Here is a 13,709-nt window from a genome sequence, read left to right as displayed (position 1 = left end):
GATCTTCAAGAATAAATCTCCATGATGGATTGGTGGTTGTCGGTACTGCCTTCGAAGGGTTCGTGGTCGAGCGCGTGCATGCAGGCCCAGGCCAGGTCGGCGTGGCCGGTTTCGTCGCTGCGCCCGGCCACATAGGTGACGTGGCGCCCGCTGGGCGTGAGGGTTTTGCGGATCGCCATGAACGATTGCGCGATGTCGATCCAGCCGGCGTCAAATTCCAGCCGGCCCTTGCTGATGATGTTTTTGGCCTTCAAGACCATGCGCGTCTTGACTTCCGGCGAATAGTTCAGCGCCGTGACGGCCGGGAAGAAGCCGCGCACGATGGGCAGCACGCCGATGCCCATGCCGGTCGTGTCGATGCCGATGTATTCGACGTTGTAGCGCTGCGTCATCTGGCGGATGGCTTCGGCGTGATCCTCGAAGCTCTGCCCGCGCCACTGGTGGCGTTCCAGCACGCGGAACTTGCCGCCGGCCGTCATGGGCGGCGCCAACACCACGCAGCCGGCGCTGTCGCCGTTCAAGGCCGGGTCGTAGCCGATCCACACGGCGCGGTTGCCGAAGGGGCGCAGGCCCAGCAGTGGCTTGTAATCGTCCCATTCGACCCAGGAATCGACCATGCAGCGCTGCAGCTCGTTCAAGGGGAAAACGCTGTCCGAATCGTCGATGAAATTGCACATCAACAGGTTTTCGAACTGGTCGGGGCTGTATTCGAAGTTGCGCAGCTCGTCAATGTCGAACAGGTTGCAGCCGCCGCGCTCGGCGTCCAGGATCGTGACGATCTGGCGCCATATCTTGTCTTCGCCCGTGTAACCGGACGCCAGGCGCTGGTGGCTCACGTCGATGTTGAACTGCTCGGCCTTGGCGCGGCGCTTGTTGAACAGCTCGCCGGTCCAGAACGGATAGGCCTGGTGCGTGGTCGAGGATGGCGTTGAAAAGTAGGTCTTGCGCCATTTCTTGTGAATGGCCATGCCCGAGGCCACCTTGTTCAACTCCTGGAAATTCTGCGTCCAAAAGAATTCATCGAAGTAGAAATTACCGTGGTAACCCTGCGCCGTGCGTGCATTGGTGCCCAGGAAATACAGGTGGGCGCCATTCGGCAGCACGATGGGATCTCCCGTCAGGTCGATGCCGGCCGCCTCGCGCGCGAATTGCACGATGTATTGCTTGAAGACGTGCGCCTGGCTCTTGGAGGCGGACAGGAAGATTTGATTGCGGCCCGTGGCCATGGCGTCGGCCAGCGCCTCGCGGGCAAAGTACCAGGTGGCGCCAATCTGGCGGCTCTTGAGGATGGCGCGCGTGCGCTGGTCGCCGTTGCGATACCAGACCTTTTGATAGTCGAACAGCGAATCCTGAAAGGCGTCGAGCAATTGAATGCGCTGTTCGTCGCTGAAGTCGTTGCGCGTCGGTTTCTTCTTCGGCCCCGCGTTGCGGTTCGCCAGCTTAGGGTTGAGATCGACCTCGTTGCCGCCCGGCTGCTCGTAGCGGCGCACGCGCGCCGCCTGCACGATGGCGCGCATCAGCAGATCGATTTCCTTGTAATCGCTGCCGCTCTTGACCTCTTTTTCGATCAATTTGACCAGGCGCAGCTCAGCCGCCGCTTCCACGTGCTCGATGGCCTGCGCCTTGTCCCACTCGTCGCGCGCCTTCCAGCTATTGATCGTGCTGCGCTTGATCCCCAGGTGGCGGGCGATGGACGAAATGCGCCAGCCCTTCCAGTACAGGGCGCGCGCGGCACGGCGCGGCTCGGATTCGGGCACGGCCAGTTCGGCGATTTTTTCGTCCGCCGTTTGTTCGCTTGTTTTCTCGATTGTCAGCATGCCGCCAGCGTAGGCCGCGCGCGCGCGGAACGGGGAAAGGCAAAAGTCGCTATGGCCCATAGCAACCCGCCCCGCATTGAATCGCCGGGCCAAGACGTTGACCATGGCGTTATCCGATCAACCGAGACAGACACCATGGCAACCAAATCCCAATTCTTCCGCGTCGCCACCGAAGGCGCTACCACGGACGGCCGCAACATCGACCGCGCCACTATCGAGCAGCTTGCCGCCACCTACAACCCGAAAACCTATGGCGCGCGCATCTGGCTGGAACACATCCGGGGCATCCTGCCCGACAGCCAATTCAAAGCCTACGGCGACGTGATCGCGGTGAAAGCCGAGGAAGTGGACACGGACAACGGGAAGAAACTGGCCCTGTTCGCGCAGATCGAGCCCACGCCGGAACTGGTCGCCATCAACAAGGCGAAACAGAAGCTGTACACCAGCCTGGAAATTCAGCCTGACTTCGCCGACACCGCGCAGCCGTATCTGGTCGGCCTGGGCGTCACCGACAGCCCGGCCAGCCTGGGCACCGATGCCCTGAAATTCTCGGCCAACCGCAAGCAGCACAGCACCAACCTGTTTAGCACTGCCGTCGAAGTCGAGCTGGCATTCGATGAGCCGCAAGGCATCAAGCTGGCCGATGCCGTCAAAAACCTCCTGTCGCGCTTCTCCAATAAATCCGGCACCGACGCAGCGCAATTCGCCGACATCAGCGAAGCGGTGGAAACCCTGGCCGGCCACGTCGTCACGGTCAATGACAACTACGCCAGCGCCCTGGCACGCCTGGACAAAGCGGAAACGGCCTTGACCGTCACGCAGGCCGACCTCGATGCTTTCAAGGCGCAGATGGACGCGGCGCCCGGCAACGCGCCGCGCCGCCCGTCCGCCACCGGCAACGACGGCGCCGTGCAGACCGAGTTTTAAGCGCCCGCGCCCTTACCCATCCTCATATCAATCACGGAGCAAACATAGATGAAAAAGCACACCCGCCAGGTCTACAGCCAGTATGAAACCCGCCTGGGCCAGTTGAACGACACGGATAGCGTCGCCAAGACCTTCAGCGTAGCGCCCAGCGTGCAGCAGAAGCTGGAAACGAAAATGCAGGAATCGAGCGAGTTCCTGTCGAAAATCAACGTCATCGGCGTGGGCGAACAGGAAGGCGAAAAGCTGGGCCTGGGCGTGTCCGGCCCGATTGCCGGCCGCACCGACACCAAGGCCAAGGAACGCGAAACGCGCGACCTGTCCACCATGGACAGCACCAAATACCGCTGCGAGCAGACCAACTTCGACACGCACCTGACGTATGCCAAGCTGGACGCTTGGGCCAAGTTCGCCGACTTCCAAGCGCGCGTGGCCAATGCCATCGTGACCCGCCAGGCGCTCGACCGCATCGTCATCGGTTTCAATGGCGTCAAGGTCATGGCCACCACCGACCTGGCCGCCAATCCGCTGCTGCAGGACGTCAACAAGGGCTGGCTGCAGCACTTGCGCGCCAGGCGCTCGACCGCATCGTCATCGGTTTCAATGGCGTCAAGGTCATGGCCACCACCGACCTGGCCGCCAATCCGCTGCTGCAGGACGTCAACAAGGGCTGGCTGCAGCACTTGCGCGAACAGGCGCCCGAGCGCGTGCTGGGCCTGGCCGGCGCCGGCCTGCCGGGCAAGGTCATCATCGGCACTGGCGCGGATGATGACTATGCCAATCTGGACGCGGCCGTGGTCGATGCCGTCAACCTGCTGGACCCGTGGTATCAGGAAGACACGGGCCTGGTCGCCATCGTCGGCCGCAAGCTGTTGAGCGATAAATACTTCCCGCTGGTGAACACCAAGCAGGCGCCCACGGAAACCCTGGCGGCCGACATCATCATCAGCCAGAAACGCATCGGTGGCCTGCCGGCAGTGCGCGTGCCCTACTTCCCGGACAACGCCATCCTGATTACCCGCTTCGACAATCTGTCGATTTACTTCCAGGACGGCGCGCGCCGCCGCCGCGTCGAGGACAAGCCTTCGCGCGACCGCATCGAGAACTACGAGTCGTCCAACGATGCGTATGTGATCGAAGACCTGGGCCTGGCAGCGCTGGTCGAGCACATCGAGCTGAAAGCCTAAGCCATGGGCAATCTGTCCCCTGCCCTGCGCCACCGCGCGCGCATGCTGGCCGAGCGCACGGCCGGCGCCGCCGAGCCGCAGGGCGTGACCACCGGCAGCGCCTACGAGCTGATGCTTTATAAACTGTCCGACGACCGGCGCCGCCTGAAATCCATCCAGTCGGTGGAGCGCAAGATCGAGGTCAAGGCCACCATGCTGGCGACCTATGCGCAATGGATCGACGGCGTGCTGGCCGGCGGCAAGGGCGCGCAGGACGACGTGGTGGCCACCCTGCTCGTGTGGCACATCGACACGGGCGAGTATGACCGCGCCCTGGTCATCGCCGCCTACTGCATGGAACACCGCTTCACCCTGCCGGAAACTTACAGCCGCGACATTCCCACCATGATGCTGGACGAGTTTGCCGCCGCCTACCTGCAGGGCAAGCTGGGCGACGACCCGCAGCATGCCGTGGCCGTGCTGGGCGCCGTCGAAGCCATGACGGCCGCCAGCGACGCGCCCGACCAGGCGCGCGCCAAGCTGCACAAGGCCATCGGCCTGGCCATGGTGGCCGTGCTGGACCAGCAGGACGCGACGGACATCGCCCCGGCCCTGCTGGAACAAGCTGGCGTGGCCATGGCGCAGTTGCAGCGCGCGCGGGCCTTGTCCGAGTCCGTCGGCGTCAAGAAAGATATGGAACGGCTGGAACGGCGCATCAAGCGCGCGGCCGATTCCAGCTAAAGAGCAGCCCCCGGCGCACAGGCGGCACGGGGGGATTCTGGCGATTTTATCTGCCTGATGAACCCCGTCCACCGCCTCCCCTTTCACTTCCACCGCAGACACCATGTCCTTTATCGCCCTTCCTCCCCGCGCACCAGGTGCCGCCAGCACGCCGCCGGCACCCAGCCCCACGCCCGGCATCGTGGAAAACGATGGCTGGTTCCCCGATATCACCTTGGCAGAAATGCGCGACGCCATGCGCCTGGACGGCACCGTCACCGACGCGCGCCTGGTGCAAGCCGTGGTCGATGCGATTTTGCATGTGAACCGCGAGCTGGCCGCCTGGCAAAGCACGCATGCCGCCGCCGGCATCGCCGCGCTGGCGGACGTGCCCGCCAGCCGCATCAACCGCGAAAGCCGTTTGCTGGCGCAGTACCGGCGCGCCGTCTACAGCACGGCCAAGGCCGACTTGATCGAGCGTTACCGCGACTACGACACCACGGCGTCATCGGCCAGCGACAAGAAAAGCATGGAATGGCTGGACGAAGCGCCCGGCGCCCAGCGCAGGAATGCGCAATGGGCCATCGCCGATATGGTCGGGCGCACGCACCTGACGGTGGAATTGATCTGATGCAGGTGCGCACGCAGCAGCACGACACGGTAGACGCGCTGGTGTGGCGCTACCTGGGCGACGGCGCCGGCTATGTCGAGCAGACGCTGGAAATGAATCCGGCGCTGGCCCGCCACGGCGCCGTGCTGCCGGCCGGCCTGGTCGTCACCCTGCCGGAACCTGTCGCCAGCGTGGCCGCCACGGCCGACGTTGTGCAGCTATGGGACTGACTTCTTTAACAACTTTTAATTTATCCTCATCATGGAGAAACAAGCTATGTCCGCAGAATCGTTTGGTGGCTTCGCCGCCCTGGTCAAACTGTACGGCTTCAAGGCCGCGCTGGGCATGATCGGCGCCGCCATGCTGTACATCGTGCTGCCCCCCTTGAACAGCGACGGCACATTCAACAAGGGCGAATTCGTCGCCCGCCTGGCCTGCGCCGGCGTGTTCTCGTGCCTGCTGGGCGGCACCGCGTACCAGCTGCTGTGCGCGCAACTGCCGGCCATCGGCGCCATGGTCAACGCTTCCGCCGTCGACCTGATCGTGGGCGCGCCCGGCTGGTGGGTATCGCGCGCCGTGGCCCTGTGGTTCCAGCGCCGCAGCGACAAGGACATCGCCGAGCTGGTCAACGACGCGAAGGAGCATTGATGGCCGCCACGGAAAACCCGCTGATCGCGCGCGCCATCGATGACGTGCTGCGCGCCGAAGGCGGCTACGTGAACGACCCGCACGACAAGGGCGGCGAAACCAACTTCGGCATCACCGTGGCCGTGGCCCGCGCCAACGGCTACCAGGGCGCCATGCGCGACCTGCCCGTGGCGCTGGCGCGCGCTATCTACCTGGCGCGCTACATCACGGGGCCGAAATTCGACCAGGTGCTTGCGATGCACGCCGGTATCGGCGCCGAGCTGATCGACACGGGTGTGAACATGGGGCCGCGCGTGGCCGCCGAATTCCTGCAGCGCTGGCTGAACGGTTTTAACGACACGGGCGCGCGCTATCCCGTGCTCACCGTCGATGGCAGCCTGGGCAAGCAGTCGCTGAGCGCGCTGGCCGCCTTTCTCGCCTGGCGCGGCCAGGAAGGCGCCGCCGTCATGCTGCGCGCCCTGAACGGCCTGCAGGCGGCGTGCTATCTGGACATCACGGAAGCGAACAAGACGCAGCGCCGCTTCCTGTTCGGCTGGCTGCGCACGCGGGTGGCGCTGTGATGGCGGCACCGCCCTGGCGCGCGCTGGCCGTGGGCCTGCTGGCGGGCGCCGTGCTGGGGTGGACGACGCAGGGCTGGCGCAACGACGCCGTCCTGGCCGACGTGCGCCGCACCGCAGCCACCGCCGAGGCAACGGCCGCCGCCGCGCTAGTGCAAGCCACCGGCCGCGTGCTGCTGCTGGAACGCGCGGCCGGCGGCCAGCTCGCCACGCGCACCGATCAACTCACCGAGGACAACCACCATGCCCAAACTGACCGCGACCGCTTTATGGCTGACGTGCGCAGCGGCGCTATCCGCCTGTCAATCCCCGTCGCCGGCTACCGCCCCGGCACTGGCGCCGACCCCGCAGATTCCGCCGCTGCCGGCGTCGATCGCCAGCAAGCGCGTGCCGAACTTGACGGTGCGGCTGCGGCAGCTCTTGACGCCATCGCCGGCGACGGCGACGCCGCCACCCGCCAGCTCAACGCCTGTATCGACGCCTACAATCTAGTGAGGGACACTTACCATGTACAAACCGAATAGCCTGCGCCAGCACCTGGCCACCGCCATCCCCGAGCTGCAGCGCGATCCCGACCGCCTCGTCGTCTTCGTCGATGAAGGCAACGTGGTGGCCACCGCCACCGCCTCCCTCTCCTTCGAATACCGCTTTACATTGAACCTGATCGTGACCGACTACGCGGGCGACGCGGACGCCATCATGGTGGCCATGATCGCCTGGCTGAAAGTTCATCAGGCCGAACTGATGGCCAACGAGGAACAGCGCAAGCGCGGCATCAGCTTTGAAGTCGATTTCAATAACCATGAAACCGTCGATATTTCCATCAAGCTGGACTTGACCGAGCGCGTCATTGTCAAGCGCGGCGACAGCGGCCGCCACGACATCCAGCACGCCGCCGAGCCGCAGGGCACGCCCGGCTACACGGACGAATTCTGGACGTTGTACGACGGCGACACCCTGCTGGCCGAATGGCAAGTACCGCAGGCGGCCGCATGAGCGACGACCTGCACGCGCTGGAAGCCTGGGCAGGCGCCCTGCTGGCAAAGCTGGCGCCGGCCCAGCGCCGCGCCATCAATCACAAGGTGGCCATCGACCTGCGGCGCAGCCAGGCGCAGCGCATCAAGGCGCAGCAGGGGCCGGATGGCACGGCCTATCCGGCGCGCAAGCGGCGCAAGGAATTCAAGGGGAAGAATGGACGCATCAAGCGGCAGAAGGCGGCCATGTTCGCCAAGATACGTACCGCCAAACACCTGAAGGTGAAGGCGACAGGCGACCAGATCGAGGTCGGGTTCTTTGGATGGGTGGCGCGCGTGGCGCATGTGCATCAGTTTGGCCGGCAAGACCGCTTGTCGAAAAAAGGGCCACTGTACAAATACCCGGCGCGCCCGCTGCTCGGCTTGAGTGAACCGGATCGCACGTTAATACGCGAATCGCTGCTGCATCATATGGAGAAAAACTAAGATGCTTCAATGCAAACTTCAACTGACATTAGTTATCAAATGAGTTAGAGTTGCATGATACCGTCCGCAACCGGCCGGGAGCAGCGAGTATATTTGAGGAACAGTTAAATGAGTTCAAATGTCGGCACGCTTATCTTGGGCCCTAGATGTTTCAATGTAAAGCGAGCCATAATTTCTCGCAGAGCGGACCTCTGGGAAATTGAAGTCGAGACGGAAGACGAAGAATATGATGGCGAGCGCTGGGCGCCTAACCTTTATCATCAGGGGCTATTAGCTAGTGTTTTTGAGGATGCAGGTCCAGGAGTAAAACGGACGTCCTGGATTGCCACGAACGATGAGGGATATCCCCATCCCGAAGGTGGTTACATGTTTGTGTTTGGGCATCATGATGTCAGGTCGTGCATCGTGACGTTTAGCACTCAATCTGGAGGCCACCTCGAACTTAAGTGGTCTGGAAAGTGTGACGTATTCTGGGATGATGAGTTTAGCAAAGATGTCCCGTTCGATTGTACCTGCATAGCCATAGTCAATGACTGAATTCGGCCAGAAGCGGAACTTCTCGATGCCGCCCCTTAAAATGAAAAATTTTAAAACCTTAAGGTGCATATGAACGCACTTCACTTCATCTTGGCACTCGCAATCGTAACAGGCGTCATGCAATCTACCTTGGATAAAGCGGGTGTTGGTCGCGTGGAGGATACCGTGATATCCAGCGCATCCAACGTGTTCGTTGCGCTTTCAATTCCAATCACATTCGTTAGCAATCTCGGACTCATCGTGATTACGATTTGGTCTTTCTTTGTTTTACCCTGGCTTCCAACTCTGGGAGTAATCGCCATCGCTTTCTTTGGCTTCTCGTTTGTATGGGGCATGCTCCTCGGCACTTGGCGGCGGGGCGAGAGCTGGCTATCGTTAGTCGCCGCCGGCCCACCGCTCGTCTTCGTACTGCGCCTAGTTTGCACTGTTGCGGTTCTCTTCCTTGGCTTCAGCTATTTCCATGATGCACCATGAACCCTCCGTCAAGGTGACATCTTTTGCTGATGCGCAAGCCGATCCGTACGGCAAATGATCGTTCGGTATCCCTCCCGGTCCGATTAGGGGCGGAACCTGCCAACAGTGGCAAGCGGTCAGAGGCAGCAGTGCAAACCATCAAAACAATTTGAGCTGAAAGTTTGAGATATTTATGAAACTAACACTCCTGTGCCTTCCTACCTTTCTATTCACTGCCTGCGCCAGTATCGACAACGCGGCCGAGGCAGCTAAGGTGGAAGCTGCGGGATGGACCTACAGGCAATGCCTCGTCGGTCGGATTCTCAGTAAGCACACAGATGTCGACTTGTATTGTCGGCCTGCAAGAATCGGCCTATTCCAGGCAGTGATGGCAGATCCGCGCCATTACGAAAAATCCCCTTTTTTTGATGCCTTTGCAAAAAATATAATTGAGATGGCCCGGCACGATGTCGAGCTTGCCAAAGACGTGGTGAGTGTTAAACCTACTCGCTGATGTAACGGTTCGGGGAACTCGACGACTCCCGGTCAAAGCTGATAGCCCACTGGGGTTACTATATTTAATAATCGCTTCGGGGCGAAAGCGGCCCCCCTCAAAATCGCCCTTGCTTGGAAAATATGAGTTTATGCCAAATGAGCCGTCATAGTCGATAAGCCCCATATCAACCCGCCCCCGCGTGCATCCGCACGCGGACTTCGGCAACATGCAATGCATGAATGCCGACCTGTCCGACCTCCTCCGCTTGCTGCAAAACCTGATCCGCCTGGGCACCATTGCCGAGGTCAAAGGGGCCAAGGCGCGCGTGCGGCTTGGGCCGACACTCACCACCGAATGGCTGAAATGGGCCACACGACGCGCAGGCAGCACGCGCACCTGGTCAGCGCCGACCATCGGCGAACAAGTCATCGTCTTTTCCCCGGGCGGCGATCTGACACGCGGCGTCATCCTGCCCGCGCTGTACTCGCAGGAATTTGACGCGCCCGAAACCAGCGACAGCATCCACACCACCCATTACCCGGACGGCGCTGTGGTGCAGTACGACCATGCTGCCCACGCCTTAACCGCCGTGCTGCCCGGCGGCACGGCCAGCATTACCGCCGACAAAGTGACGTCGAACGCCCCCAGCACCATCTGCACGGGCGATTTGACCGTCATGAAAAACCTGATCGTCATGCAAAGCACCACCGTGCAGGGTGCCACCGCCCTGAACGGCGGCGTGAACGCCAAGGCCGGCGCCGCTGGCGGCGTGGCCATGGCCGTGCAAGGAACCATCAAGGCCAGCGACGACGTGCTGGCCGGCGCCATCAGCCTGGCCAAGCATACGCACGGCGGCGTCAAGGCCGGCGGCGACCAGTCGAACGGGCCGCTGCCATGATGGGCATGCACGCCGCCACCGGGCGCAGCCTCACGGGCCTGGGCCATCTGCGCCAGTCGGTCACCGACATACTCACGACACCTATCGGCTCGCGTATCCGGCGCCGCCGCTATGGTTCCGAGGTGCCCGAGCTGATCGACCAGCCCTTGAACAGCGCCACGCAGTTGCGCATCTATGCCGCCACCGCCTTCGCCCTGCGCCACTGGGAGCCGCGTTTGCAGCTTGCCAGCGTGCAGCTCACGCGCGACACGGACGGCGCCATCACCGTGCTACTCGATGGCACGGCGAATGGCCAGGGCATCACCCTGGCCGTGCCCGTCAAAGGAGGCGCCGCATGAGCACGCCTATCGACCTGACGCAATTGCCGGCGCCCAGCGTGGTGGAAGTGCTGGACTTCGAAGCCATCCTCGCCACGCGCAAGGCCCACCTAGTGAGTCTGCTGCCGGAAGCCGATCGCGCGGCCGTCACGGCCCTGTTGGAGCTGGAATCGGAGCCGGCCACCAAGCTGCTGGAAGAGAACGCGTATCAGGAAACCATCCTGCGCAACCGCGTCAACGAGGCGGCCCGCGCCGTCATGCTGGCGTTTTCCCTCAATGGCGACCTCGATCAACTGGGCGCCAACGTCAACGTGGCGCGCCTGGTCATCACGCCCGCCAATCCGAACGCCCTGCCGCCCGTGGCCGCTGTCACGGAAGACGATGACGCCTACCGCCTGCGCATCCAGGAAGCGCCGGACGGCCTGTCCGTGGCCGGCCCGAAGGCATCGTATGAATTTCACGCCCGCAGCAGCGACGGCAAGGTCAAGGACGCAAGCGCCACCAGCCCCGCGCCGGCCAGCGTTACCGTCACGGTGCTGGCCAACAACGACACCGGTATCGCCGACGCCGAACTCTTGTCCACCGTGGCGCGCGCGCTCAATGCGGAAGAGGTGCGCCCCCTGGGCGACCGCCTCACGGTGCAGGCGGCCCAGGTCATCGATTACCAGATCGAGGCCACCTTGTTTATCGGCGTCGGCCCGGAAGTGCCGATCCTGCTGGACGCCGCGCGCGCCAACGCCGTGCGCGTATCCCAGCCGCGCCGCCCGCTGGGGCACAGCATCTATCGCTCCGCCTGCAGCGCCGCCGTCCACGTCGAAGGCGTGCGCAAGGTCGTCTTGAGCAGCCCGGCGGCGGACATCGAACTGGACGCCACCCAGGCCGCGCGCTGCACCGCAATCTATTTGAATGTGGTCGTGCTCGATGAATAAGACCGTGCCGACCCTGCCGTCCAACAGCACGGCGCTGGAGCGCGCCATTGCCGTGGCCTGCGCCGAGCTGGTCAACGTGCCCGTGCCGCTGCGCGAGCTGTGGAGCGCCGACCGCTGCCCGGTCGCCCTGCTGCCGTTTCTGGCCTGGGCCTGTTCCGTCGACCGCTGGGACGACGCCTGGCCCGAATCGATCAAGCGCGGCACCATCAAGGCGTCCTACTTCATCCACAAGCACAAGGGCACGATTGCCGCCGTGCGCCGCGTGGTCGAGTCCCTGGGCTATTTGATCCGCATCACCGAATGGTGGCAGACCGCGCCGCCAGGCGTGCCGGGCACCTTTCGCCTCGACGTCGGCGTGCTGGACTCGGGCATCACGGACGCCATGTTTCAGGAAATGGAACGCCTGATTGCCGACGCCAAACCCGTCAGCCGACACCTGACGGGCCTGGCGCTGTATCTGGAAACCCGTGGCCAGGTGCAGATCGGCCTGGCCGCCTATCACGGCGATGCGATGACGGTTTATCCGTGGATCGCCGAAGAAATCGAAGTGCGCGGCACCTTATTACAAGGCGGCGCACCCCATACCATTGACACCATGACCATCTATCCATGAGCACATACTTTGCCATTCTGACGCAGGTAGGCGAGGCCAAACTGGCCAATGCCATCGCCCTTGGCCAAACCCTGAAATTGAAAAAAATGGGCGTGGGCGACGGCAACGGCGTCCTGCCGATCCCGGACCGCTTGCAAAAGGCGCTGGTGCATGAAGTGCGCCGCGCCGACCTGAACCAGTTGGCCATCGACCCGGCCAACGCCAGCCAGATCATCGTCGAGCAGGTATTGCCCGAGGACGTGGGCGGCTGGTGGCTGCGAGAAATCGGCATCTACGACGAGGCGGGCGACCTGTGCGCCGTGGCCAACTGCCCGCCCAGCTACAAGCCCTTGATGGTCGAGGGCAGCGGCCGCACGCAAGTGGTGCGCGTGGTGCTGATCGTCGCCAGCACGGCCGCCATCGAGCTGAAAATTGATCCGTCCGTGGTGCTGGCCACGCGCAAGTATGCCGACGACAAAGCCGCCGAGGCTGTCATGGCGCATGAGGCGAAGACTAACCCGCACCCGCAGTACTTGAGCAAGATCGACGGCGAAGCCAAGATCGCGGCGGCGATTGCCGCCCTGGTCGATAGTTCGCCTGATACCTTGAACACGCTGGCCGAACTGGCCGAGGCGCTGGGACGCGATCCGCATTTCGCCACCACGATTGCCAATGCGTTGGCGTTGAAAGCTCCGCTCGACTCACCCGACCTCACCGGCACGCCGCGCGCGCCGACGATCCCCCACGGCGACAATTCCGCGCGCATCGTGACCGCTCGCGCCCTGGTCGAGGCAACGCAGGGCCGTGCCGGCGTGCAGGGACTGGTGGGCGCGAACAGCGTCGCTTCGCCGGCGAACAAATTCACCGTGTCCGCGCTCGCCGTCACGATGCGCAACCCGACCACCGGACAGACCATCACGAAATATGCCACCGGCGCCTTGACGGCGGACGTGTCCGTGGTAGGCGCGAACGGCCGGGATCAGGCGGCCGTCATTGCCGGCACCTCGTCGGTACACCTGCACTTCATCTTCAATCCCGCAACGGGCGTGACCGCCCTGCTGTGGAGCGCATCGGCAGACGCCCCGACGCTGCCGGCCGGGTTCTCCTTCTTCGCCTATGCCACCACCATCCGCTACCAGGGGGCCAACGTCATCACGCCCATGCTTGCGCGTGGCGCCAAGGTCTTTTACGCCAACGACTCCAGCGCAACGCGCGTGCTGAGCGGCGGCGCCGTGACCTCGCCACCCGCGCCGGTTGACTGCTCCCAGTACGTCCCGGCGAACGCGACAAGGGCAATCCTGCACTGCGAGCTACAGCTATCTAGCTCATCAACAGCGATGTTTTTGCTATCCATCGTCGTCTTGGGCATGCAGTTCGCGCCAGTGCAATTTTCCATCGCCACTCCCGACACCTACATGCAAGGCGCAGGGACTGTCGAGATTCCCCTCGACAGCGCCAGGCGCTTCAACTACGCCATCACGGCCGGAGCTAAGGGTGGCGCCTATATCGCCGTCATGGGCTATATCGTTCCCAATGGAGATTGCTAAGTGAAAAATTCTTTTCGTGACCCCGTCACGCACGTCNC

The 13,709-nt window shown here is 63.1% G+C and carries 18 protein-coding genes and 2 pseudogenes; 18 read left to right on the top strand and 2 right to left on the bottom strand.

The genetic code is table 11. The annotated features are described in order from the left end of the window. Positions 1-5 precede the first annotated feature (5 nt). Complete coding sequence (locus tag CBW66_RS16685) at positions 6-1,817, bottom strand: terminase ATPase subunit family protein (RefSeq protein WP_086138264.1); 1,812 nt, start codon at positions 1,815-1,817, stop codon at positions 6-8. Positions 1,818-1,952: 135 nt separating this feature from the next. Here CBW66_RS16685 and CBW66_RS16680 point away from each other — a divergent pair, with 135 nt between their 5' ends. From CBW66_RS16680 to CBW66_RS16635, 11 genes and pseudogenes are all read left to right on the top strand, one after another. After that, complete coding sequence (locus CBW66_RS16680; RefSeq protein WP_086138197.1) at positions 1,953-2,744, top strand: GPO family capsid scaffolding protein; 792 nt, start codon at positions 1,953-1,955, stop codon at positions 2,742-2,744. A 48-nt stretch (positions 2,745-2,792) separates the two neighbouring features. Next, positions 2,793-3,266, top strand: a pseudogene (locus CBW66_RS29800) (P2 family phage major capsid protein); the annotation flags it as partial. A 32-nt stretch (positions 3,267-3,298) separates the two neighbouring features. Continuing rightward, a pseudogene (locus tag CBW66_RS29450) lies at positions 3,299-3,928 on the top strand (phage major capsid protein, P2 family); the annotation flags it as partial. Positions 3,929-3,931: 3 nt separating this feature from the next. Next, entirely contained in the window at positions 3,932-4,648 is a 717-nt protein-coding gene (gpM, locus tag CBW66_RS16670; protein ID WP_086138196.1) for a phage terminase small subunit, read from the top strand. 103 nt (positions 4,649-4,751) lie between these two features. Further along, a complete protein-coding gene (locus CBW66_RS16665; RefSeq protein WP_086138195.1) occupies positions 4,752-5,258 on the top strand; it encodes a head completion/stabilization protein in 507 nt (168 codons plus the stop codon). After that, entirely contained in the window at positions 5,258-5,467 is a 210-nt protein-coding gene (locus CBW66_RS16660) for a tail protein X (protein WP_086138194.1), read from the top strand. The genes CBW66_RS16665 and CBW66_RS16660 overlap by 1 nt, the downstream gene beginning before the upstream one ends. A gap of 46 nt (positions 5,468-5,513) precedes the next feature. Beyond that, on the top strand, positions 5,514-5,885 hold the full coding sequence (locus CBW66_RS16655) for a hypothetical protein (RefSeq protein ID WP_086138193.1): 372 nt from the start codon (positions 5,514-5,516) through the stop codon (positions 5,883-5,885). Continuing rightward, a complete protein-coding gene (locus CBW66_RS16650; protein WP_086138192.1) occupies positions 5,885-6,445 on the top strand; it encodes a glycoside hydrolase family 108 protein in 561 nt (186 codons plus the stop codon). The genes CBW66_RS16655 and CBW66_RS16650 overlap by 1 nt, the downstream gene beginning before the upstream one ends. After that, a complete protein-coding gene (locus CBW66_RS28545) occupies positions 6,445-6,966 on the top strand; it encodes a lysis system i-spanin subunit Rz (RefSeq protein ID WP_139841651.1) in 522 nt (173 codons plus the stop codon). Before CBW66_RS16650 ends, CBW66_RS28545 begins: the two co-directional genes overlap by 1 nt. Continuing rightward, on the top strand, positions 6,950-7,438 hold the full coding sequence (locus tag CBW66_RS16640) for a phage tail protein (RefSeq protein ID WP_086138190.1): 489 nt from the start codon (positions 6,950-6,952) through the stop codon (positions 7,436-7,438). The genes CBW66_RS28545 and CBW66_RS16640 overlap by 17 nt, the downstream gene beginning before the upstream one ends. Beyond that, positions 7,435-7,902, top strand: coding sequence for a phage virion morphogenesis protein (locus tag CBW66_RS16635; protein ID WP_086138189.1), 468 nt, complete (start codon positions 7,435-7,437; stop codon positions 7,900-7,902). The genes CBW66_RS16640 and CBW66_RS16635 overlap by 4 nt, the downstream gene beginning before the upstream one ends. A 270-nt stretch (positions 7,903-8,172) precedes the next feature. Here the strand turns inward: CBW66_RS16635 and CBW66_RS16630 are convergent, their stop codons facing one another. After that, complete coding sequence (locus CBW66_RS16630) at positions 8,173-8,508, bottom strand: hypothetical protein (protein WP_086138188.1); 336 nt, start codon at positions 8,506-8,508, stop codon at positions 8,173-8,175. Here CBW66_RS16630 and CBW66_RS16625 point away from each other — a divergent pair, their 5' ends adjacent. The 7 genes from CBW66_RS16625 (at position 8,509) to CBW66_RS29445 (ending at position 13,671) form a co-directional block, all read left to right on the top strand. After that, positions 8,509-8,913, top strand: a complete 405-nt coding sequence (locus CBW66_RS16625; protein WP_086138187.1) for a hypothetical protein — start codon at positions 8,509-8,511, stop codon at positions 8,911-8,913. A gap of 172 nt (positions 8,914-9,085) precedes the next feature. Next, positions 9,086-9,406: a hypothetical protein gene (locus CBW66_RS16620; protein ID WP_086138186.1), complete on the top strand. Its 321-nt coding sequence runs from the start codon at positions 9,086-9,088 to the stop codon at positions 9,404-9,406. Between the two features lie 208 nt (positions 9,407-9,614). Further along, on the top strand, positions 9,615-10,286 hold the full coding sequence (locus CBW66_RS16615) for a phage baseplate assembly protein V (RefSeq protein ID WP_230492010.1): 672 nt from the start codon (positions 9,615-9,617) through the stop codon (positions 10,284-10,286). Next, on the top strand, positions 10,283-10,624 hold the full coding sequence (locus CBW66_RS16610) for a GPW/gp25 family protein (protein ID WP_086138184.1): 342 nt from the start codon (positions 10,283-10,285) through the stop codon (positions 10,622-10,624). The genes CBW66_RS16615 and CBW66_RS16610 overlap by 4 nt, the downstream gene beginning before the upstream one ends. Beyond that, positions 10,621-11,532, top strand: a complete 912-nt coding sequence (locus tag CBW66_RS16605) for a baseplate J/gp47 family protein (protein ID WP_086138183.1) — start codon at positions 10,621-10,623, stop codon at positions 11,530-11,532. Before CBW66_RS16610 ends, CBW66_RS16605 begins: the two co-directional genes overlap by 4 nt. After that, positions 11,525-12,145 carry a phage tail protein I gene (locus CBW66_RS16600; protein ID WP_170932980.1) on the top strand — a complete coding sequence of 207 codons (621 nt, stop codon included), beginning with the start codon at positions 11,525-11,527 and terminating at the stop codon, positions 12,143-12,145. The genes CBW66_RS16605 and CBW66_RS16600 overlap by 8 nt, the downstream gene beginning before the upstream one ends. Further along, positions 12,142-13,671, top strand: coding sequence for a phage tail protein (locus tag CBW66_RS29445; protein ID WP_086138182.1), 1,530 nt, complete (start codon positions 12,142-12,144; stop codon positions 13,669-13,671). Before CBW66_RS16600 ends, CBW66_RS29445 begins: the two co-directional genes overlap by 4 nt. Positions 13,672-13,709 lie beyond the last annotated feature (38 nt).

Origin of the sequence: Janthinobacterium sp. GW456P, from assembly GCF_002127655.1 — a bacterium.
In the GTDB taxonomy this organism is placed as follows: domain Bacteria; phylum Pseudomonadota; class Gammaproteobacteria; order Burkholderiales; family Burkholderiaceae_D; genus Janthinobacterium.
Note: the sequence above shows the minus strand (reverse complement) of the source record. Positions and strands in the feature narration are given on the sequence as shown.